This window comes from Rahnella sp. PD4 (assembly GCF_049199325.1).
In the GTDB taxonomy this organism is placed as follows: Bacteria; Pseudomonadota; Gammaproteobacteria; order Enterobacterales; family Enterobacteriaceae; genus Rahnella; species Rahnella perminowiae.
Genome location: NZ_JBLZQF010000007.1, coordinates 40,173 through 60,634, shown reverse-complemented (window position 1 = coordinate 60,634; position 20,462 = coordinate 40,173). Strand labels below are relative to the sequence as shown.

At 51.3% G+C, this 20,462-nt stretch carries 20 protein-coding genes; 10 read left to right on the top strand and 10 right to left on the bottom strand.

Annotated elements, in window-relative coordinates; translation table 11 throughout:
- Positions 1 to 10 precede the first annotated feature (10 nt).
- Entirely contained in the window at positions 11 to 919 is a 909-nt protein-coding gene (locus ACOZIO_RS17420) for a LysR family transcriptional regulator (protein WP_129954696.1), read from the top strand.
- Between the two features lie 70 nt (positions 920 to 989).
- Here ACOZIO_RS17420 and ACOZIO_RS17415 read toward each other — a convergent pair whose 3' ends face one another.
- From ACOZIO_RS17415 to ACOZIO_RS17370, 10 genes are all read right to left on the bottom strand, one after another.
- A complete protein-coding gene (locus ACOZIO_RS17415; protein WP_129954695.1) occupies positions 990 to 1,973 on the bottom strand; it encodes a glutathione S-transferase family protein in 984 nt (327 codons plus the stop codon).
- A gap of 247 nt (positions 1,974 to 2,220) precedes the next feature.
- Complete coding sequence (locus tag ACOZIO_RS17410) at positions 2,221 to 2,613, bottom strand: DoxX family protein (RefSeq protein WP_129954694.1); 393 nt, start codon at positions 2,611 to 2,613, stop codon at positions 2,221 to 2,223.
- A gap of 240 nt (positions 2,614 to 2,853) precedes the next feature.
- Positions 2,854 to 3,138, bottom strand: coding sequence for a YqjK-like family protein (locus ACOZIO_RS17405; RefSeq protein WP_129991992.1), 285 nt, complete (start codon positions 3,136 to 3,138; stop codon positions 2,854 to 2,856).
- Positions 3,135 to 3,542: a phage holin family protein gene (locus tag ACOZIO_RS17400; protein ID WP_129954692.1), complete on the bottom strand. Its 408-nt coding sequence runs from the start codon at positions 3,540 to 3,542 to the stop codon at positions 3,135 to 3,137. Before ACOZIO_RS17400 ends, ACOZIO_RS17405 begins: the two co-directional genes overlap by 4 nt.
- A gap of 2 nt (positions 3,543 to 3,544) precedes the next feature.
- Positions 3,545 to 3,847, bottom strand: a complete 303-nt coding sequence (locus tag ACOZIO_RS17395; protein WP_129954691.1) for a DUF883 family protein — start codon at positions 3,845 to 3,847, stop codon at positions 3,545 to 3,547.
- Positions 3,848 to 3,994: 147 nt separating this feature from the next.
- Positions 3,995 to 4,372 (bottom strand): DUF1090 domain-containing protein, encoded by a 378-nt coding sequence (locus ACOZIO_RS17390; protein WP_129954690.1) that lies wholly within the window; start codon positions 4,370 to 4,372, stop codon positions 3,995 to 3,997.
- Positions 4,373 to 4,504: 132 nt separating this feature from the next.
- Entirely contained in the window at positions 4,505 to 4,888 is a 384-nt protein-coding gene (gene mzrA / locus ACOZIO_RS17385; protein ID WP_217138183.1) for an EnvZ/OmpR regulon moderator MzrA, read from the bottom strand.
- Positions 4,888 to 5,568 (bottom strand): DedA family protein, encoded by a 681-nt coding sequence (locus tag ACOZIO_RS17380; protein WP_129954688.1) that lies wholly within the window; start codon positions 5,566 to 5,568, stop codon positions 4,888 to 4,890. Before ACOZIO_RS17380 ends, mzrA begins: the two co-directional genes overlap by 1 nt.
- Positions 5,569 to 5,950: 382 nt before the next feature.
- Positions 5,951 to 6,727 carry a transcriptional regulator ExuR gene (exuR, locus tag ACOZIO_RS17375; protein WP_129954687.1) on the bottom strand — a complete coding sequence of 259 codons (777 nt, stop codon included), beginning with the start codon at positions 6,725 to 6,727 and terminating at the stop codon, positions 5,951 to 5,953.
- A gap of 189 nt (positions 6,728 to 6,916) precedes the next feature.
- Positions 6,917 to 8,209: an MFS transporter gene (locus tag ACOZIO_RS17370; protein WP_129954686.1), complete on the bottom strand. Its 1,293-nt coding sequence runs from the start codon at positions 8,207 to 8,209 to the stop codon at positions 6,917 to 6,919.
- 969 nt (positions 8,210 to 9,178) lie between these two features.
- Here ACOZIO_RS17370 and uxaC point away from each other — a divergent pair.
- The 9 genes from uxaC (at position 9,179) to ACOZIO_RS17325 (ending at position 20,452) form a co-directional block, all read left to right on the top strand.
- Complete coding sequence (gene uxaC / locus ACOZIO_RS17365) at positions 9,179 to 10,591, top strand: glucuronate isomerase (protein WP_129954685.1); 1,413 nt, start codon at positions 9,179 to 9,181, stop codon at positions 10,589 to 10,591.
- A 157-nt stretch (positions 10,592 to 10,748) separates the two neighbouring features.
- On the top strand, positions 10,749 to 12,200 hold the full coding sequence (locus tag ACOZIO_RS17360; protein ID WP_129991994.1) for a tagaturonate reductase: 1,452 nt from the start codon (positions 10,749 to 10,751) through the stop codon (positions 12,198 to 12,200).
- A gap of 10 nt (positions 12,201 to 12,210) precedes the next feature.
- The gene (locus ACOZIO_RS17355) at positions 12,211 to 13,701 is read left to right on the top strand and encodes a UxaA family hydrolase (protein WP_129954683.1); all 1,491 of its coding nucleotides are present in this window, start codon (positions 12,211 to 12,213) and stop codon (positions 13,699 to 13,701) included.
- Positions 13,702 to 13,797: 96 nt separating this feature from the next.
- Positions 13,798 to 14,352, top strand: a complete 555-nt coding sequence (locus ACOZIO_RS17350) for a YgjV family protein (RefSeq protein ID WP_129954682.1) — start codon at positions 13,798 to 13,800, stop codon at positions 14,350 to 14,352.
- Positions 14,353 to 14,534: 182 nt separating this feature from the next.
- Positions 14,535 to 16,214 carry an alpha-amylase family glycosyl hydrolase gene (locus ACOZIO_RS17345; RefSeq protein WP_421595540.1) on the top strand — a complete coding sequence of 560 codons (1,680 nt, stop codon included), beginning with the start codon at positions 14,535 to 14,537 and terminating at the stop codon, positions 16,212 to 16,214.
- Between the two features lie 105 nt (positions 16,215 to 16,319).
- Entirely contained in the window at positions 16,320 to 17,612 is a 1,293-nt protein-coding gene (locus tag ACOZIO_RS17340) for an ABC transporter substrate-binding protein (RefSeq protein ID WP_217157861.1), read from the top strand.
- A gap of 30 nt (positions 17,613 to 17,642) precedes the next feature.
- Positions 17,643 to 18,524: a carbohydrate ABC transporter permease gene (locus tag ACOZIO_RS17335; RefSeq protein ID WP_129954679.1), complete on the top strand. Its 882-nt coding sequence runs from the start codon at positions 17,643 to 17,645 to the stop codon at positions 18,522 to 18,524.
- Positions 18,511 to 19,356 carry a carbohydrate ABC transporter permease gene (locus ACOZIO_RS17330; protein WP_217138187.1) on the top strand — a complete coding sequence of 282 codons (846 nt, stop codon included), beginning with the start codon at positions 18,511 to 18,513 and terminating at the stop codon, positions 19,354 to 19,356. The genes ACOZIO_RS17335 and ACOZIO_RS17330 overlap by 14 nt, the downstream gene beginning before the upstream one ends.
- A gap of 43 nt (positions 19,357 to 19,399) precedes the next feature.
- Positions 19,400 to 20,452: a zinc-dependent alcohol dehydrogenase gene (locus ACOZIO_RS17325; RefSeq protein ID WP_421595539.1), complete on the top strand. Its 1,053-nt coding sequence runs from the start codon at positions 19,400 to 19,402 to the stop codon at positions 20,450 to 20,452.
- Positions 20,453 to 20,462: the final 10 nt, after the last annotated feature.

The window sequence follows — 20,462 nt, the reverse complement described above, 5'->3', positions numbered from 1 at the left end:
AGAGAAAAGAATGGCTAAGGATCGCGCACTCACACTGGAAGCATTACGGGTCATGGATGCGATTGACCGCAGGGGGAGTTTCGCCGCAGCTGCTGATGAGCTGGGCCGCGTCCCGTCTGCACTGAGCTACACCATGCAGAAACTGGAAGAAGAACTGGATGTGGTGTTATTTGACCGTTCAGGTCATCGGACAAAATTCACCAATGTTGGCCGGATGTTGCTTGAGCGCGGACGGGTGTTGCTGGAAGCTGCAGACAAGCTAACGGTGGATGCCGAAGCGCTGGCCCGCGGTTGGGAAACCCATATCACCATTGTCTGTGAAGCCTTATCGCCGGCCGCGCAACTGTTCCCGCTGATTGAAAAGCTGGCGCTGAAAGCCAATACGCAGGTTTCTCTGATCACCGAAGTGCTGGCCGGCGCGTGGGAACGTCTTGAGCAAGGCCGCGCGGATATCGTGATCGCGCCGGATATGCATTTCCGATCTTCTACCGAAATTAACAGCCGTAAACTGTATAAGCTGGCCAGTATCTATGTGGCCGCGCCGGATCACCCGATCCACCTTGAAGCCGAGCCGCTGTCGGAAGTCAGCCGGGTTAAATATCGCGGGATCGCCGTGGCGGATACTGCCCGTGAGCGTCCGGTATTAACCGTTCAGTTGTTGGATAAACAGCAGCGTCTGACGGTCAGCACCATTGAAGAGAAGCGTAAAGCGTTACTGGCGGGATTAGGGGTGGCGACAATGCCTTATCCGATGGTCGAGAAAGATATCGAGGAAGGGCGTTTGCGGGTGGTGAGTGCGGAATATAACCGTGAAATCGATATTATCATGGCGTGGCGTCGCGACAGCATGGGTGAGGCGAAAGCCTGGTTCCTGCGTGAAATTCCAAAGCTACTGGCTACGCGGGAAGTGAAGTCATAGCGTTTTTATTCAGTAAACCCATACCCGATGCCAACCTTCCCCTGGTGAAAGGGGAAGGAGCAGAACGAAATCAAAAACGGGTATCGCGGCCGTGCTCAGAGTCTAAATCCTGCGCCGGTCCGGTGGAAATAATGCCATACGGGTTGATGGTTGCATGGCTGCGGAAGTAGTGATTACGAATGTGCGCGAAGTCCACCGTTTCACGAATGCCCGGCATCTGGTAGATATCACGCAGAAAACCATACAGATTCGGGTAATCACTGATGCGGTAGCGGTCACATTTGAAATGAGTGACATACACCGGATCAAAACGCACCAGCGTGGTCCACAAACGCAAATCCGCTTCGGTCAGCTGATTGCCGGTCAGATAGCGGTGCTTGCTCAGCAATTCCTCAGCACGGGACAGCGCGTTAAACACACCCTCAACCGCTTCGTCGTAGGCATCCTGAGACGTTGCAAAACCCGCCTTATAGACACCATTGTTAATTTGCGGATACACCCACTCATTGATCTCATCAATCTCTGAGCGTAATGCCTGCGGATAGTAATCTCCGGCTTTGGCACCCACGGCATCAAATGCGCTGTTGAACATGCGGATGATATCAGCGGATTCATTGCTGACGATGGTTTGCTGCTTTTTATCCCACAGGATCGGCACGGTGACGCGGCCGGTGTAATCATTCTGCGCCCGCAGATAGATTTCATAGGCATAATTGAGATGATACAAATCGTCGCCGGTGGCTGCCGGAAAATCGGTGCCGAACGTCCAGCCGTGTTCCAGCATCAGCGGATGTACCACAGATACCGGAATAATCTCCTCCAGTCCTTTGAGGGTTCGCATCAGTAAGGTGCGGTGCGCCCACGGGCAGGCCAGTGAAACATACAGATGATAACGGTCACGTTCTGCGGTAAAGCCGCCAACGCCATGCTCGCCCGGTTCACCGTCAGGCGTTATCCAGTTGCGAAACTGCGCTGCTGAACGTTTGAAATGACCGCCGGTTGACTTGGTGTCGTACCAGGTGTCCTGCCAAACGCCATTGACTAGTTGCCCCATTTTTCCTCCTTCCCCATCATCCTTCGAGCTGCCTCTGCGTTGGCTGTCTTCTCAAACTCCAGTCACATACTATTGTATGCTCCCGGGGATTTACTCAGTTGCCGCCTTGATGCAACTCGAATGATTTAGGGGAGATTTACCGATAAGTAATAAAAAAGGGCGAGGTGATAAATCACATCGCCCTGCAGGTCTGACATAGTGTCTTATTTAATTATAGCTGAGCTGTCACTCCCTGGTGTCGGAGCAATTACCAGTTTTTCTTGATCAGACGGTCGATGCTGAATGCACCAGGACCGGAAGCAAACAGGACGAAGAATCCTCCAGCGATAGACAGGTTTTTCATAAACATCATCTGGTTCACGCCCTGTGCAAAATCAGTGTGGAAGATCAGAGCCGTCAGGATAGTGAAAATTGCCGTGATCAGCGCTGTGGTGCGGGTAAAGAAGCCGAACAAGATAGCCAGACCACCGCCAAACTCTAACAAGATAGTCAGTGGCAGGAAGAAGCTTGGCACGCCCATAGACGTCATATAGCCCGCAGTCGCGGTGTAACCGTTAATTTTGCCCCAGCCTGCAACGATAAAAAGCACTGGCATCAAAATACGCGCAACCAGCAAAGCAGTGTCTTGTAACTTGTTCATCTTCGACTCCGAGAGTGATATACCCAAATTGGGTTAAAAGTGTTACCGGCCCGGTCGGAAAATGTTTCCTGCCGTTACCGCATCAGTTGATGACGAGATAATAAGTCGGATGAATAAGTTATGTTAGCAAGTAAATCTGTCTGAATGATTCAAATAAATTGAACAGCCACGGGGTTGTTATTCAAAAAGAAAAGGGCTGATGGTTTGCCCATCAGCCCTTTTTGATTGCGGAGGTTGAGACTATTTGTTGCCGAGGGTTTTACGGAACAATTTTACGGTGCCCCAGATGCCGAAAGCGCGCCGTGACCAGCGAACCACTGCGCTGGGATGGCGAATACCGTAAACGGCCAGCAGACTGGAGCCGACAACCAGATATTTACGCATATCCACGAGTTTTACCCAATAGTGATCCACTTTCGCGGTGGCATCCAGCCAGTCTGAACCGGCCTGAGAAAGCTCGCTGCGCTGACGCTCAATTTTGCGCATCAACCTGACTTTTTCGATAGCACGGTTCGGGATACTCATAGCTCGTCATCCTTTTCCAGCAGTGCACGATCGATGTCCAGTTGTTTACGGGTGAGGCTAAGCAGGGTTGAACGTTTGGCTTTCGCCAGCGTCATCGCACCCAGGATCACCGCCAGAAGCAGCAACACGCCGGTCGTCGTTGCTATCGCCGTAAGACGATAGGCCGGGTCAATGGCCCAGAATAAAACCACCAGCAAACTCATCAGACCAAAGGCGGTAAATATCAGGGTAATGCCAGCCATGAGCAGCAATTGGAAAATATTGGCCTTTTCCTCTTCCAGCTCAACCACGGCCAGCCGGACACGTGTTTCAACAATGCTTACCACCACGGTAGCAATGCGTGAAACGATGTCAAATAACCCTTTTCCCGGCCCTTGTGGCGCAGGTTTGATTGGTTCAGCCATAATCAGCGGCGGGCTAACAGAACGCCAATCACAACACCGACCGCGGCACCAATACCGACGCCCGTCCAGGGTTTTTCACGCACATAATCGTCAGCTTTGCCGGCAATTTCTTTGGTCTGATAGGCAATTTTATCACCTGTGTCACTCAGACGCTCACGGGTATCTTTGAGCAGGGATTCTGCTTTACCACGCAGTTTATCGAGTTCAGCTTTCGGCTTGTCGGTAGAGGTCTGGAGAACTTCTTCCAGGGTGTCCGCCAATGACTTGAGTTCAGCGCGCAGTTGTTCTGATGTATTACTAGCCATGTGTAAGTCACTCCATACGTTAACTGATTCGAACTTTTAACATAGCGGATATTCGGGTGATCGCAAATGCGAATCATCTGTTTCAAAAGGCAAGATCACTGAAAATCCGCTGTGGCATGAGATAAAATCTGTCAGGCTGAAAAGCGATTAATGGCCTTCCGCTTCTTTGAGTTCTGACGTCGCTTCTTCCAGTTTTTGCTGTTTCCTGAGGATTTTTTCGTGATCGCCTTTGGCCAGAGCCTCTTTCAGCTCCTGCTCACGTTCGGCAACTTTTTCACGTTTTTCATCAACACGTTTTTGGTTTTCAGCTTTCAGACCTGCATCGGTGCAATGCGCTTTATTTTCACGTAATGCTTTCTCCAGACCGTCAATGCGGTTCTGGTTGTTATGCGCACGGGCTTCGCCGATTTGTTTCTGGATTTCCTGTTGTTTGGTTACACAACTTTCCGGCTGAGGTGCGGCAAAAGCGGCTGTGGTGAACAGCAATGCAGGAACAAGCGTGAGGGCAGATAGCGTGATTTTCATCGTCAGGTTTCCTTTTGACGTTTAAGTGAGTGTGGCACTTAATTCCATTAATGATTTTTTTCTGAATGTGTAGCGTCTAAATCATATCACCGCTGAACAGGCGGTGATATGAGACAAATCCTGCGCGTTTTCTTATCCAAATTTGATGCGGTCAAGATCCCGTTTAGCCATCCAGGTTTTATCATGCGGAGGTTCGTAGTACCGGATGATGAATCCGGCTGGCAAAATGTCCTGTAATACGGTTTCGGCCATTTTGCGTTGTGAGGCGGTGTCCAGTTGCACCACCAAAGCATCATCCAGTGGCGTAATGCTTTTAATATGGATACCGTGCTGGCTCAGCCCCTGGTATACATAAAAACCATCAGGTAAGGAGATGCCCGCTCTGGCGGGGCGGATTTGCAGCGCGCCGGCCGGTGCCGGCAGACGTGATACTGCCAGCCCGATCATAGCGGCGGCGGCCAGCAGTATGAGCAGCACAGGCCAGATAAATGAACGTTTGAGCAATCTGCGCTTCATTATGCGTTCTTGCCTTTGTTCTGTCGGTCTGCGTGTTTTTTGCGCCACAACACGACAATCGAACCGACCAGGCCACCGACCAGCAGCAGGACAGGGAGCAGCATCAGGCAGTTCATCACCTGATCTTCGTACTTCAGGAACAGCGGGGTTTTACCGAGGAAATACCCCAGCGAGGTCAGGATCAGGATCCACAACAACCCGCTGGCCCAGTTGAAAAACTGGAAACGGCTGTTGCTCAGGCCTGACAGCCCGGCAATGGTTGGCAGCAGTGTACGTACAAAGGCCAGAAAACGCCCGACTAACAAGGCGGAAAGACCGTGTTTATGGAAAAGTGCGTGCGCACGTTCATGATAATGCACAGGTAAATGGGCCAGCCAGCTTTGTACTATTCGGGTGTTGCCCAGCCATTTTCCCTGAGCGTAACTCAGCCAGCAACCGAGGCTGGCCGCACTGGTCAGCAGGAAAATGGTGAGGGGGAAATTCATGGCATCTTTGGCGATCAACACGCCCACCAGGATCAGCAGGCTGTCGCCCGGCAAAAAAGCCGCAGGCAACAAACCGTTTTCCAGAAAAATAATCATGAATAAAATCAGGTACAACGCCCAGACTAATTGCGGATTAGCCAGAGTTTTATAATCTTGCTGCCAGAGGGCATCGATAAGTGAACTGATAATTTCCATCGGTGTAGTAAAACTCCATCATTTTCAGTGGGTCAGCGAAAGACATCAGCGGAGAATTCGTCTCGACGCTGCCTGTTTTACTGATAAGGTCGCCTTTTCCCTGGCGGGCTTCTGGTCATGAGTTCTTCGGGGATTTACGCGTCCCGGCGCCTGTTTAACCGGGCCTGAACGGGTAAAAAAAGTGGTCTAACTGTAACAAAATAACAATAACTCAGACAGGTAAATATAGCGTGTTGAGACCGATCATTTAAGTCTGAAGCACATTATGGAAAAGGGTTTTACATTGACTGACACTACTCGACAGTGCCTGACAGGATTGACGGGGAGAAAGCAGAAGCTGGAAAAAGGCAGGTTGGGGGAATTAACCTGCCTTAAGGGGAATTTATTTAGTATTCAGTAGCGGCGGATCGAGATGAACAACCGGGTTTTCTGAATAAAGATAACGGTCTACGTTGAACTCGAAATCATCGCTGGTGGCGCGGAAAAGCATTTGTTTGGTATTTTCCAGATGCTGCCACATCGCCAGTTTGGCGGCGTGCGGATCACGGCGGATCAAGGCTTTCAAAATCAGATCATGTTCTTCACACCAGCTCTCAATAGACTTCTCATCGATGTGCTCATGCAGTTTGCGCCAGTACGGGTTATGCAAACGCTGGCTCCACATCTTTTCCACGATAGTCGCCAGGGCATTATTCTGCGTGGCCTGTGCCACCTGCACGTGGAATTTTAAATCCCATTCGGAATCGCGGAAGCGGTCTTCCTGGCGCGCATGCTCCTGAATCTCCATCAAACGCATGATGTCTTGCTTTGTGACCTGCGTGGCGGCGAATTCAGCGATGTTACTTTCAATCAACTGACGTGCCTGTAACAGCTCAAACGGACCGGCGGTACCAAACTCGCTGCCACAATCGGTCACCACAAGGTGGCGCTGTTGATTGGACATCACATGAATTCCCGACCCTTTACGGACTTCTACATAACCTTCAACTTCCAGCATGATAATCGCTTCACGCACGACCGTGCGGCTGACATCCATTTCATCGGAAATCAGACGTTCGGCGGGCAGCTTCTCGCCAACCGGATATAAGCCTGTTTCGATGCGTTCCTTGAGCGTGGCAGCCAGTTGTTGATAGAGGCGTCTGGTGTCTGTGGATTCCATATGAGTGCTCTTTAAAGTAGTGAAACCTGTAAGAAGTGAGTGTCGGACAGACCTGTAAATTTATTATACCAGTGCCAGTATACGTTTTACGAAAGGTTGATGCACCGTACATTGGACAGAAAGGCACCGCAGAAAGGGCAGAAAAAGCAAAGCCCGGTAAAGATACTTACCGGGCCGACAAACAAGAACTCAGGCTTTCGCGGTTTTCAGCGGAGCCGGGACAGGTTCTACAGCAGAACGGTTCTGCAAGACTGTCCAGATGATGATGGCACCAAGCAGGTCGAAGACAGCAAGGGCCGCAAACAGCGGGCTGAAACCGATGGTATCGGCCAGCGCACCGACCACCAGAGCAAACATGGTGCTTGCCATCCAGGCTGCCATCCCGGTCAGACCGTTGGCGGTAGCCACTTCGTTACGACCGAACACGTCAGAAGACAGAGTGATCAGCGCACCGGACAGTGACTGGTGAGCAAAACCACCTACACACAATAAAGCGATAGCGGCGTAAGGGCTGGTGAATAGGCCAATCATGCCAGGGCCAATCATCAGAACCGCCCCCATGGTCACGACCAGCTTACGGGAAACGATCAGGTTAACTTTGAAGTACTTCTGGAATAACGGTGGCAGATAGCCGCCCAGGATACAACCGAGGTCTGCAAACAGCATCGGCATCCAGGCAAACATCGCGATTTCTTTCAGGTTAAAGCCATACACTTTGAACATAAACAGCGGGATCCAGGCATTGAACGTCCCCCAGGCAGGTTCCGCCAGGAAACGTGGCAGCGCGATGCCCCAGAACTGGCGGTTACGCAGGATCTGCCAGGCAGACATTTTCTTGCCGTTGTTGGTCTGATGCTGTGCTTCCTGACCTTCCAGAATGTAATTACGTTCCTCAGTGCTGAGTTTCTTCTGATCTTTAGGATGCTTGTAGAAGACCAGCCAGCTCAGCGCCCAGATCAGGCTCAGTGCACCGGTAATGATGAAGGCCAGTTGCCAGCTGTGCATCACGATACACCAGACGACCAGTGGCGGCGCAATCATCCCGCCGATTGATGAACCGACGTTGAAGTAACCTACGGCGATAGAACGCTCTTTGGCCGGGAACCATTCACTGCTGGCTTTCAGGCCGGCAGGGATCATCGCGGCTTCAGCCATACCGACGGCACCGCGGGCGATAGCCAGGCCACCCCAACTGCTCGCCAGCGCGGTCGCCATACAGAAGACTGCCCACATGATGGCGAACATGGCATAGCCTACTTTGGTGCCCATGACGTCGAGAACGTAACCGGCGACCGGCTGCATCAGGGTATAGCAGGCAGAATAGGCGGCGATGATGTATGAATATTGCTGTGTGGTGATGTTTAACTGGCTCATCAGCGTTGGCGCTGCGGCTGCAATGGCGTTACGTGTCAAATAACCTAATACAGTGCCGCATGTCACCAGGGCGATCATGTACCAGCGTAACCCTTTAATCTTACCCATTTAACTCTCTCCCAGTAAATAATCCGGCGATGACAACATCAGGCTGTCAGGGCGCATTTCGCACCACCTGAACAAGCGTGGGGTTCTGGCTTCCTTAAAGTATTTTCGGGAACGTGGCCGCCAGATGATTTCACTGGGAGCTGCCCGTGTTATTACGCACTGCGTTATTGTTATCTGTGCGTAAGTGTCCGATGAACGTCCTGAACACCAGAATTACTGCTTCGCCAGGGATGACTGCACCCGGGAAGTGTTTTGCCCGGGCAACAGCGAAGGGACGTGGCAGGTAATCTCTGACGCTCTTGTCCGGGCGATGCAAAGATAACTTGTCATACAGATTTAAAATTTGAATGACATCACAAAACCACATTTATATTGTGTGGTTACGTAAGTTTTTTAACTACAGACTTATTTACTTGATTTTACAATGAAAGTGGCCTTTGGCATGATCAGCTTCACACTTTTAGAACCATCAGTAACAATGACAATCTGATTATCGAAACGTAATTGGTGTAACAACTTTACGAAACGATCACATTTAAAACGCACAGTTAATGAACGACCTTATTTGTTCATTTATGAGAGATAATCCGTACGACAAATGAGCATCCGGTCGCCGGAGCCTTACGTGATGGTGCTCCGCTGTGGCACGGGCGGGGGCAGGCTGAAGGGAAAGGTGTAATTAAAGAATCACCGAACTTTTATTACATTGGGCATCAATTAACTTGTCATACAGATTTAAAGTTTGAGTGACATCACAAAATGACACTCTGATTGTGAGGATAATAAGCACCAGTACCTGATGGCGATAAAGCCATTGTTTTACAGAGAATTAGTTTGTTTTTTTGGAATGAAATCAGGCGGTTTAGCGGCTTTTGTCCGTTAAAAAGTACTGGACGATAGCTTAAATTGGTGTGATAACTTCGCACCATTGAGTGATAACTCTACAGAATTGATGATGAGGAACTTAAGATGGCGCAGTTTTTAACGGAAGACTTCCTTCTCGACACTGAATTCGCACGTCGCCTGTATCATGACTACGCGAAAGATGAGCCCATTTTTGACTACCACTGCCATTTGCCGCCTGAGCTGATTGCGCAGGACTACAAATTCAAAAACCTGTATGACATTTGGCTGAAAGGCGATCACTACAAATGGCGCGCAATGCGTACCAACGGTGTGCCTGAACGTATGTGTACGGGTGATGCCAGCGACCGCGAAAAATTTGACGCCTGGGCGGCAACCGTTCCTCACACTATCGGTAACCCGCTTTATCACTGGACTCACCTTGAGCTGCGCCGTCCGTTTGGTATCACCGGTAAACTGCTTTCGCCGTCTACCGCAGGCGAAATCTGGGAACGTGGTAATGAATTGCTGGCGCAGGATGCATTTTCTGCCCGCGGCATTATGAAACAGATGAACGTGAAAATGGTCGGTACCACGGATGATCCTATCGATTCACTGGAACATCATAAAGCTGTCGCCCTGGATTCCGCTTTTGATATCAAAGTGCTGCCAAGCTGGCGCCCGGACAAAGCTTTCAACATCGAAGCGGCAACCTTTGTGGATTACATGAAGAAACTGGAAGCTGCCGCAGATGTGTCCATTACCCGTTTCAGCGATCTCCGCGATGCCCTGAAAAAACGTATGGATCACTTCGCGGCCCACGGTTGCAAAGTGTCAGACCATGCGCTGGATGTGGTGGTTTATGGTGAAGCGGATGACGCAACGCTGGATGGCATTCTGGCCCGTCGTCTGAGTGGTGAAACGCCAACTGCACAAGAAATTGCTCAGTTCAAAACCGGCGTTCTTCTGTACCTGGCGTCTGAATATCAACGTCGTGAATGGGTACAGCAATATCACATTGGCGCGCTGCGTAATAACAATACCCGTATGTTCCAGCTGATTGGCGCAGACGTCGGTTTTGACTCGATTAACGACCAGCCGCTGGCTGAACCGTTGTCTAAATTACTGGGCGCACAAGGTCTGGCCGGTGGCCTGCCAAAAACTATCCTGTATTGCCTGAACCCGCGTGATAACGAAGTGATCGGCACCATGGTCGGTAACTTCCAGGGGGAAGGGATGCCGGGCAAAATGCAGTTCGGTTCCGGCTGGTGGTTTAACGACCAGAAAGACGGTATGCAACGTCAGATGACGCAGCTTGCTAACCTGGGCTTACTCAGCCGTTTCGTTGGCATGCTGACCGATAGCCGCAGTTTTCTGTCTTATACGCGTCATGAGTACTTCCGCCGCATTCTGTGCCAGATGATCGGTCGCTGGGTGGAAGATGGCGAAGCACCGGCAGACATCGAACTGCTGGGCAGCATGGTAAAAAACATCTGCTTCGATAATGCGAAACAGTATTTCCAGATTGAACTGAATTGATCTGCAGGAACTGAGCAGTACGACGGAGCGCAGGTTCCTGCGCTCCTGAAAATAAATACTTAAATAACAAACAACTATCCCAATAGACAACGACGGCCACGGGGCAATTTTCCCGCCCTCAAAGACCGGAGTCTGAGCAAATTAAGGTGAATGTGAGATGCAAAGGTTAAATCGCCGTGACTTCCCTGGCCGTCAACATCCGGACAAAATTATTCAGTTCGGTGAAGGTAATTTCCTGCGGGCGTTTGTCGACTGGCAAATCGACCTGCTGAACGAACATACCGATCTGGATGCCGGGATCGTAGTGGTTCGTCCGATTGACACCGACTTCCCGCCTTCACTCAGCACGCAGGATGGCCTGTATACCACCATCATCAGCGGCCTGAACGAACAAGGGCAAACGGTGCGTGATACCCGGATCATCCGCTCCGTTAACCGTGAAATTAATATCTACCATCAGTTTGATGAGTATCTGGCGCTGGCCCACGATCCGAATATCCGCTTCGTGTTCTCTAACACCACTGAAGCGGGTATCAGCTATGTGGAAAGTGACCGTCTGGACGATACGCCTCCGGCCAGCTTCCCGGCCAAACTGACCCGGTTACTGTTCGAACGTTTCACACATTTCTCCGGTGCGGCTGATAAAGGCTGGGTTCTGCTGCCCTGTGAACTGATCGACTACAACGGTGAAGCATTGCAGGAACTGGTGCTGCGTTACGCACAACAGTGGGCGTTGCCAGCGGCATTTACTCAGTGGCTGGAAAGCAGCAACACCTTCTGTTCAACGCTGGTTGACCGCATCGTCACCGGTTATCCGCGCAGTGAAGTTGACAGCCTGCAGGAAGAACTGGGCTATCAGGACAGTTTCTTCGACAGCGCCGAACACTTCTATCTGTTCGTGATCCAGGGGCCAAAAAGTCTCGCTCAGGAACTGCGTCTGGACAAACTGCCGCTGAATATCCGCCTGGTTGACGACATCAAACCGTATAAAGAACGCAAAGTGGCGATCCTTAACGGCGCGCACACCGCACTGGTGCCTGTGGCCTTCCTGTCAGGGCTGAATACCGTGGGCGAATCGATGAATGATGCGCAAATCAGCCGCTTTGTCGAACTGGCGATCGCCGAGGAAATCTCTCCGGTGCTGGATTTGCCGCAGGATGAACTGACGTCCTTTGCCCAGGCGGTACTCAGCCGTTTCCGCAACCCGTTCATCCAGCATCAGTTGCTGTCGATTGCCCTGAACGGTATGACCAAATACCGCACCCGCATTCTGCCGCAACTGCTGGCGAGCCAGGAAAAGAATCAGCTCCTGCCGCCGCGCCTGACGTTTGCGCTGGCAGCATTGCTGGCGTTTTATCGTGGCGAACGTAACGGTGAAATTTATCCGCTGCAGGACGATGCACACTGGCTGAGCCGTTTCTCCGAACTTTGGGGCAACGTGCGCAACGGCAGCCTGCCGCTGGCCGGGCTGGTCGAGACCGTGCTGGCGGATGAAGAACACTGGGGACGTGATCTGAATACCGTGCCGGGTCTGACGGCAAAAGTGACCGAACAATTGCAGTCAATTGAAGACCGTGGCATGCGCGATGCGTTGGCGGCTTACAGCTAAGAGAGCAACTATGCAAAGTATCATTCAAATCCATACCGCTGATAACGTCGCCGTTGCTTTGCGCGATATCGACGCGGGTGAGCAGGTCGAAGCAGGCGGTTACACCGTGGTGTTGCCTCAGCCTGTTGCACGTGGTCATAAGTTTGCTCTGCGCCCGATTGCGGCGGGGGAAAACATCGTGAAATACGGTCTGCCGATCGGGCATGCGCTGACGGCGATTGAGCCAGGTGTGCATATCCATTCGCAAAACGGCAAAACTAACCTGAGCGATCTGGACGAATATCAGTATCAGCCGGACTTCGCCAGCCTGCCGGAACAAATGGCGGATCGCGATGTGCAGATCTTTCGCCGCAAAAACGGACAGGTGGGGATCCGTAACGAACTGTGGCTGATCCCGACCGTCGGTTGCGTCAACGGTATCGCGCGTCAGATCCAGTCACGTTTCCTTAAAGAGACCAATGATGCGGAAGGCACCGATGGTGTTTACCTGTTCACGCATCCGTTTGGTTGTTCGCAACTGGGCGATGACCATGTGAACACCCGTACGATGCTGCAAAACATGGTACGCCATCCGAACGCCGGTGCGGTGCTGGTGATCGGCCTCGGTTGTGAAAACAATCAGGTGGACGTATTCCGTGAAACGCTGGGCGAAGTCGATGAAGAGCGCGTGCGTTTCATGACGCTGCAAAAATTTGACGACGAAGTGGAAGCGGGTCTGGAACGTCTGCGCGAACTGTATGCCGTAATGCGTGACGACAAACGTGTGCCCGGTAAACTCAGCGAACTGAAATTCGGGCTGGAATGTGGCGGCTCTGATGGCTTGTCGGGTATCACGGCTAACCCGCTGCTGGGGCGTTTCTCTGATTATGTGATCGCCAACGGTGGTACTTCCGTGCTGACAGAAGTGCCTGAAATGTTTGGCGCAGAACGGATCCTGATGAGCCGTTGCCGCGATGAAAGTACGTTTGAGAAAACCGTTCACATGGTGAACGATTTCAAACAATACTTCATCGAACATAATCAGCCGATTTATGAGAACCCGTCTCCGGGTAACAAAGCCGGGGGTATCACCACGCTGGAAGAAAAATCGCTGGGTTGTACCCAAAAAGCGGGCCAAAGCCCGGTGGTGGACGTACTCAAATACGGCGAACGCCTGACTATGCCTGGGCTGAATCTGCTAAGTGCGCCGGGCAACGACGCCGTCGCCACCAGTGCGCTGGCCGGTGCAGGCTGTCATATGGTGCTGTTCAGTACCGGACGCGGCACGCCTTACGGCGGCTTTGTGCCGACAGTGAAACTGGCCACCAACAGTGAACTGGCAGCAAAAAAACCGCACTGGATCGATTTTGATGCCGGACGCCTGATCCACGATGTCAGTATGGATCAGTTGCTGGGTGAATTTGTGGATCTGATCGTTGCGATCGCTGATGGCCGCAAAGCCAAAAACGAACTTAATGATTTCCGCGAATTAGCCATCTTTAAAAGCGGTGTCACATTGTAACAGTTCAGTTTTCTCGTTAGAATGAAACGGCGTTTCAATTATGAAGCGCCGTTTGCTTTTGCAGCGTAAGCATTTCACGTATGAGACGCCTGACAAATGACGTATTACTGGTTTGCCCAGTCAGTGGGTGTTGTGGCCTTTATGGTTGGCATCACAATGTTTTTCAACCGCAGCGACCGCCGCTTTAAACAACAACTTTCTGCCTACAGCGCGATTATTGGCGTGCATTTTCTGATGATGGGGGCTGCCCCTGCAGGCATGAGCGCCTTACTCAATTCCCTGCGCACACTGATTTCCCTGCGTACCCGTAATCAGTGGATTATGGTGATTTTCATCGTTTTGACGCTGGTGCTCGGGCTAAGCCGTGCCCACCACTGGGTGGAACTCTTGCCCGTCGGCGCGACCGTGGTCAGTACCTGGGCACTGTTCCGCACCAGCGGACTGACAACCCGCTGCATTATGTGGTGCTCTACGTGTTGCTGGGTAGCGCATAACATCTGGCTTGGCTCGATTGGTGGCTCACTGATTGAAGGCAGTTTTCTGTTGATGAACGGATTTAACATCATCCGTTTCCGTCGCCTGCAACTGCGTGGTATCGACCCGTTTGAGGTCGAGAAGAAGATTGTTGAGAAGATGGATAAGCAGGGATAATCCCTGCTTTTTTATCCTTTATTTGTTTATCCTCTTTATTTTGAATCTGCTCACAGATTGCAATAATAATTCTCTTTTTCTCCCTGTATTGATTCTTCCGGCCTGTTTGCCTCGTTGACAACTTCCGGACGCAGGAGTAGTTTCCTTTTCCGTGGGAGCGGTCCCACGGAAAAGGAAGAATCATGGACGCTATTAAGGGATTACTGAAAGACATATATGCCGGGAAACTGTCACCGGTATTTTTAGATGATCTGTTTACACGTATTGAAGTTGCCAGAAATGAAATGGCCTATACTGCCAAACAGGGATGGGATGAAAAAGATGTGGTATTGATCACCTACGCAGATCAGTTCACAAACAAACAAGAAAAAACACTCTCCGTATTTGATTATTTTTATCAGCGTCATCTGGCGGATATTTTTAATATTGTGCATCTTCTGCCATTTTATCCTTATTCGTCGGATGATGGTTTCTCCGTAATTGATTATCAGCAAGTCAGTCCGGTGGCGGGGGACTGGCAAGATGTTCGCAAGCTTGGATTATCTTCACGGCTGATGTTTGATTATGTGTGCAATCATATTTCCGCCAGCAGTGAATGGTTTAGACAATTTCTGGCGGGTAATCCGAAATACGAAAACTATTTTATTAGCCTGAACGGGGATAGTGATTTATCTGGCGTGACCCGCCCCCGACAGTCGCCGCTGTTAACCGCGTTCCGTTGTGAAAATGGCGAAACCCGCCATGTCTGGACCACCTTCAGCGCGGATCAGATCGACCTGAATTTTGCGCATCCTGACGTGTTGCGCGATATGCTGGACGTGTTGCTGAAATACCTCGCAGAAGGCGCTGAGTATGTGCGTCTCGATGCGGTCGGCTACATGTGGAAAGAACCCGGCACCTCCTGTATTCATCTGCACAAAACGCACTTACTGGTGAAGTTATTCCGCGCTGTGGTGGATTATGTTTCCCCCGGCACCGTGATTATTACCGAAACTAACGTGCCGCATCAGGACAACATCAGTTACTTCGGTAACGGGTGTGATGAAGCGCAGATGGTCTATCAGTTCCCGCTGCCACCACTGGTTCTGCATGCCATACACTGTGAAAATGGCGAAACGCTGAAACGCTGGGCCGCCGGTCTGGATGCCTGTACTCCCGCCACTACCTTCTTTAATTTTCTTGCTTCACATGATGGCATTGGCCTCAATCCGTTGCGGGGATTACTGCCGGAACCGGAAATCCTCAGGCTGGTGGAGGCGCTGCAACAGGAAGGCGCACGGGTGTCGTATAAAAATAATCCGGATGGCAGCACCAGTCCGTATGAAATCAACGTCACCTATATGGATGCGCTGAACCGGCAGGCGGACGGTGATGATATCCGTTTGCAGCGCTTCATGCTGGCGCACGCCATTTTGCTGGCGTTCCCCGGTGTTCCTGCGGTGTATATTCAAAGTATTCTCGGTTCACGTAACGATATTCAGGGCACAAAAATCGCGGGGCATAACCGGGCAATTAACCGGCAAAAATATGGTGTCACGGAAATTGAAAAGATATTGTCGAAACCTGATTCATTACGTGCACGGGTATTTTGCGAACTGAAAAAATTAATCGCCTGCCGGACTGAACAAACGGCATTTCATCCTTGCGCGCCGATGCGTGTCATTGAATGCCATGAAAGTGTGTTTGCTTTTACCCGGGGGCAGGGTAAGGAAGAAATAGTTTGCCTGTTCAACCTTTCCGCAACACCTGTTCAGATAAATTTCCCTTCGGGGAGTTATCAGGTTTTACCTGGCCATCTCTCTTTGGAATGCCACGGAGAAATAACATTAAAGGCTTACCAATATATCTGGTTGTGTCATTAAAGAAGTCGTTATTTAAATGCTTAATAGCGTAAGGGTTTGATATTCCACAGGCCAGTGATTTCGGCTGGCTATAAATTAGAAAAGGAAATCTTCATGAATATAAAAATGAAAAGAAAATATATCCTTATAGCCCCGTTAGTCTTATCCGTATTATGTTTATCGGCCTGTGAGGATGTTAAAGAGCAACAAGTTACCATTGAGTTTATGCATTCTTCGGTCGAGCAGGAACGTCAGGTGGTGATTAATCAGCTGATCGCGCAATTTGAACAGGAAAATCCGCAGATCACCATTAAACCGGTGCCGGTAGAAGAAGACGCCTACAACACTAAAGTGATTACGCTGGCCCGTACCGGCGCACTGCCGGCCGTTATCGAAGTCAGTCACGATTACGCCAAAGTGATGGATCAGGAACAACTGATTGACCGTGATGCCATCAGGCAGGTGATCGACGGCATCGGTGCAGACCAGTTTTATCCCGGCGTATTACGCATCGTGCGCACGGAAGAGGGCCAGCACTATACCGGCGTTCCGATCCACGGCTGGATACAGGGGATCTGGTACAACAAATCACAACTGTCCGAGGCCGGATTTTCCGCGCCGCAAAACTGGCAGGATATCACCCGCATTGCCACGGCATTTAATCAGCCCGCCCGGAAAAAATACGGCATCGCGTTACCGACTGCTGAAAGTGTCCTGACCGAACAGGCTTTCTCGCAGTTTGCGCTTTCCAATAATGCCAACGTCTTTGATGCTCAGGGGCAAATCACGGTGAATACGCCGGAAATGCAACAGGCGCTGGCCTATTACCGTCAGCTTGCCACCTTCTCCATGCCCGGCTCCAATGATGTCATGGAAATCAAAGATGCCTTTATGAACGGCACGGTGCCAATGGCAATTTACTCCACTTATATTCTTCCGGCGGTGTACAGCGAAGGTAAAGCTGACGATCTCGGCTTTGCCGTGCCGACCGAAAAATCCAAAGCTGTTTACGGCACCATCACCTCACTGACCATTTCTAACGGGCTGGATACGCCTGAGCGTGAAGCTGCCAAACAGTGGGTGAGCTTCCTCGAAAAACCGGATAACGCCACGGCGTGGGTGCTGATGTCGCCGGGTGCCGCGTTACCGGTGACCAAAGGCGTGACCGGTAACGCCACCTGGCAAAACAACCCGGTGATTAAGGCATTTGGCACGCTGCCACAAATGCTGGTGAACGAGTTTGCTAACGTGCAGGTCTTCGGTTCCGTTGGGGAGAAAAACTTCGCGGCAATGGGCGATATCACAGGCTCCGCAGTACTCAGCGAAATGCTCAATAGCGTGACCGTCGGGAAGAAGGATCCGCAGCAGTCGCTGGCGGAAGGGCAAAAGCGTATCGAAACACTGATGCAAAAACGCTAAACGCAGGAGCCTGAACTCTCAGGGAAGTTGATGAAATTACGTAAATTTAACCATTCTGACGGTCGGTTTGCGCTGCTCCTGCTCGCCCCCAGCATCCTTTTGCTGGGGCTGCTGGTGGCGTATCCGATGCTGTCGAATATTCAGATCAGTTTTCTGCAAATCCCGCTGAATCCGCGTCTCGATAACCGGTTTGTCGGGCTGGATAACTACCTCAGCATTCTCAGTGACCCGGGCTTTTATCATTCGCTGTGGGTGACATTCTGGTACACCGCGCTGGTCGTCGCGGGCAGCACCGGGCTGGGGCTGGGCGTCGCGCTGTTTTTTAACCGTCAGTTCCGCTTTCGCAAAACGGCGCGTTCGCTGGTGATATTGTCCTACGTCACGCCTTCCATTTCGCTGGTATTCGCCTGGAAATACATGTTCAACAATGGCTACGGCATTGTGAATGTGATCGGGGCTGACATGTTGCACCTGTTCAGAGATGCCCCGCTGTGGTTCGACAACCCGGTCAGTAGTTTTATTCTGGTGGTGTTGTTCGCCATCTGGCGCTACTTCCCCTATGCCTTTATCTCATTTCTGGCGATTTTGCAGACCGTCGATAAATCCTTGTACGAAGCCGCAGGTATGGACGGTGCCAATGCCTGGCAGAAATTCCGCATCGTCACGCTGCCCGCCATCATGCCGGTACTGGCAACGGTGGTCACGCTGCGCGCGATCTGGATGTTCTACATGTTTGCTGACGTCTATCTGCTGACCAACAAGGTCAATATTCTGGGTGTGTATCTCTATAAAACCGCCTTTGCTTTTAATGATTTAGGCAAAGCCGCTGCCATATCCATGGTGCTGTTTGCCCTGATCTTTATCGTGATTCTTCTTGCCAGAAAACGGGTGAATATCAATGGCAGCAACTAACCGCAAGATCCTGCGCAAAGCGGGCTTTTATGTCAGCCTGCTGATTTTTCTGGGTGTGATGTTATTTCCGTTTTTCATCATGCTGATGACCTCGTTCAAAAGCAGCAAAGAGGCGATTTCCCGCCATCCGACGCTGTTCCCGCAGGTGTGGGATTTCCACCATTACGTGGATATTTTCAACCCGCAAATTTTCCCGTTCCTCAGTTATTTTAAAAACAGCCTGACCGTGTCGGTGCTGGCCTCTGTGATCGCCGTGTTTTTCGGCATCCTTGGCGCTTATGCGTTGTCGCGGCTGCGTTTTAAAGGGCGCGTCACCATCAATGCCAGCTTTTATACCGTCTACATGTTTTCCGGCATTTTGCTGGTGGTACCGCTGTTTAAAATCATATCGGCACTGGGACTCTACGACACCACGACTGCACTGGTGATCACCATGGTGGTCCAGACGTTACCGACTGCGGTGTTTATGCTGAAAAGTTACTTCGACACCATTCCTCACGATATTGAAGAAGCGGCAATGATGGACGGCCTCAACCGGCTGCAAATCATTTTCTACATCACCGTGCCGCTGGCGATCTCGGGCATCATTTCGGTATTTGTGTACTGCTTTATGGTGGCGTGGAATGACTATCTCTTTGCCTCGATTTTCCTCTCCAGCTCGGCCAATTTCACCCTGCCTGTTGGACTGAACACGCTGTTCAGTACACCGGATTATGTCTGGGGAAGAATGATGGCCGCCTCGCTGGTGACCGCGCTGCCGGTGGTGCTGATGTATGCACTGTCTGAGCGCTTTATCAAAGGCAATCTTACCGATGGCGGCGTAAAAGGCTGACGTAACCCCTTAAATTGACTGATGAAAGATGAAGGAATATCCGATGAAAAAACTGGTCGCAACCCAGCCGCGCGTGGCTGAACTGATGGATTATGCGGACCGCCCGGTCGCGGCGCATGAAGTCAAAATTCGCGTGAAATTTGGCGCACCGAAACACGGCACCGAAGTGGTAGATTTTCGCGGCGTCAGCCCGTTTATCGACGAAGAATTTTCTGCTGAATGGGGCATGTTTGTGCCGCGTCCGGCAGATGCGCCGCGGGGTATTGTGTTCGGCGACTTCCAGCTCGGCAACATGGTGGTGGGCACCGTCTGCGAAAGGGGCGACGAGGTGACGGATTACGCGTTGGGTGATGATGTCTGTACCTACGGACCGCTGAGCGAAACGGTGATCGTCAACGCCGTGAACAATTACAAATTACGCAAAATGCCCGCCGGTGCCTCATGGAAAAACGCTGTCTGTTATGACCCGGCACAGTTTGCCATGAGCGGTGTGCGCGACGGCAATGTCCGCGTAGGGGATTTCGTGGTGATTGTCGGGCTGGGTGCCATCGGGCAAATTGCGGTGCAACTGGCGAAAAAGGCCGGTGCGAGCATCGTGATTGGCGTTGATCCGCTGGAAAAACGCGGGGAGATTGCACTGAAAAACGGCGCGGATGCGGTGTTTAATCCGATCGGCACTGACATCGGACTGGAGATTAAAAAGCTCACCGGCAAGCTGGGTGCTGACGTCATTATCGAAACCAGCGGCAACGCCCAGGCGTTGCAGGCGGCGCTGCGCGGCATCGCTTACGGCGGCACTATATCTTATGTCGCCTTTGCCAAACCTTTCGCCGAAGGCTTTAACCTCGGGCGGGAAGCCCACTTCAATAACGCCAAAATCATCTTTTCCCGCGCATGTAGCGAACCCAATCCTGACTATCCCCGCTGGAGCCGTAAACGCATCGAAGACGCCTGCTGGGAACTGCTGATGAACGGCTACCTGAACTGCGATGATCTGATCGACCCGGTGGTCACGTTCAGCAACAGCGCGGAAAGCTACATGAAATACGTCGATCAACATCCTGATCAGAGCATCAAACTCGGCATCACTTTCTAAAAGGACTTAG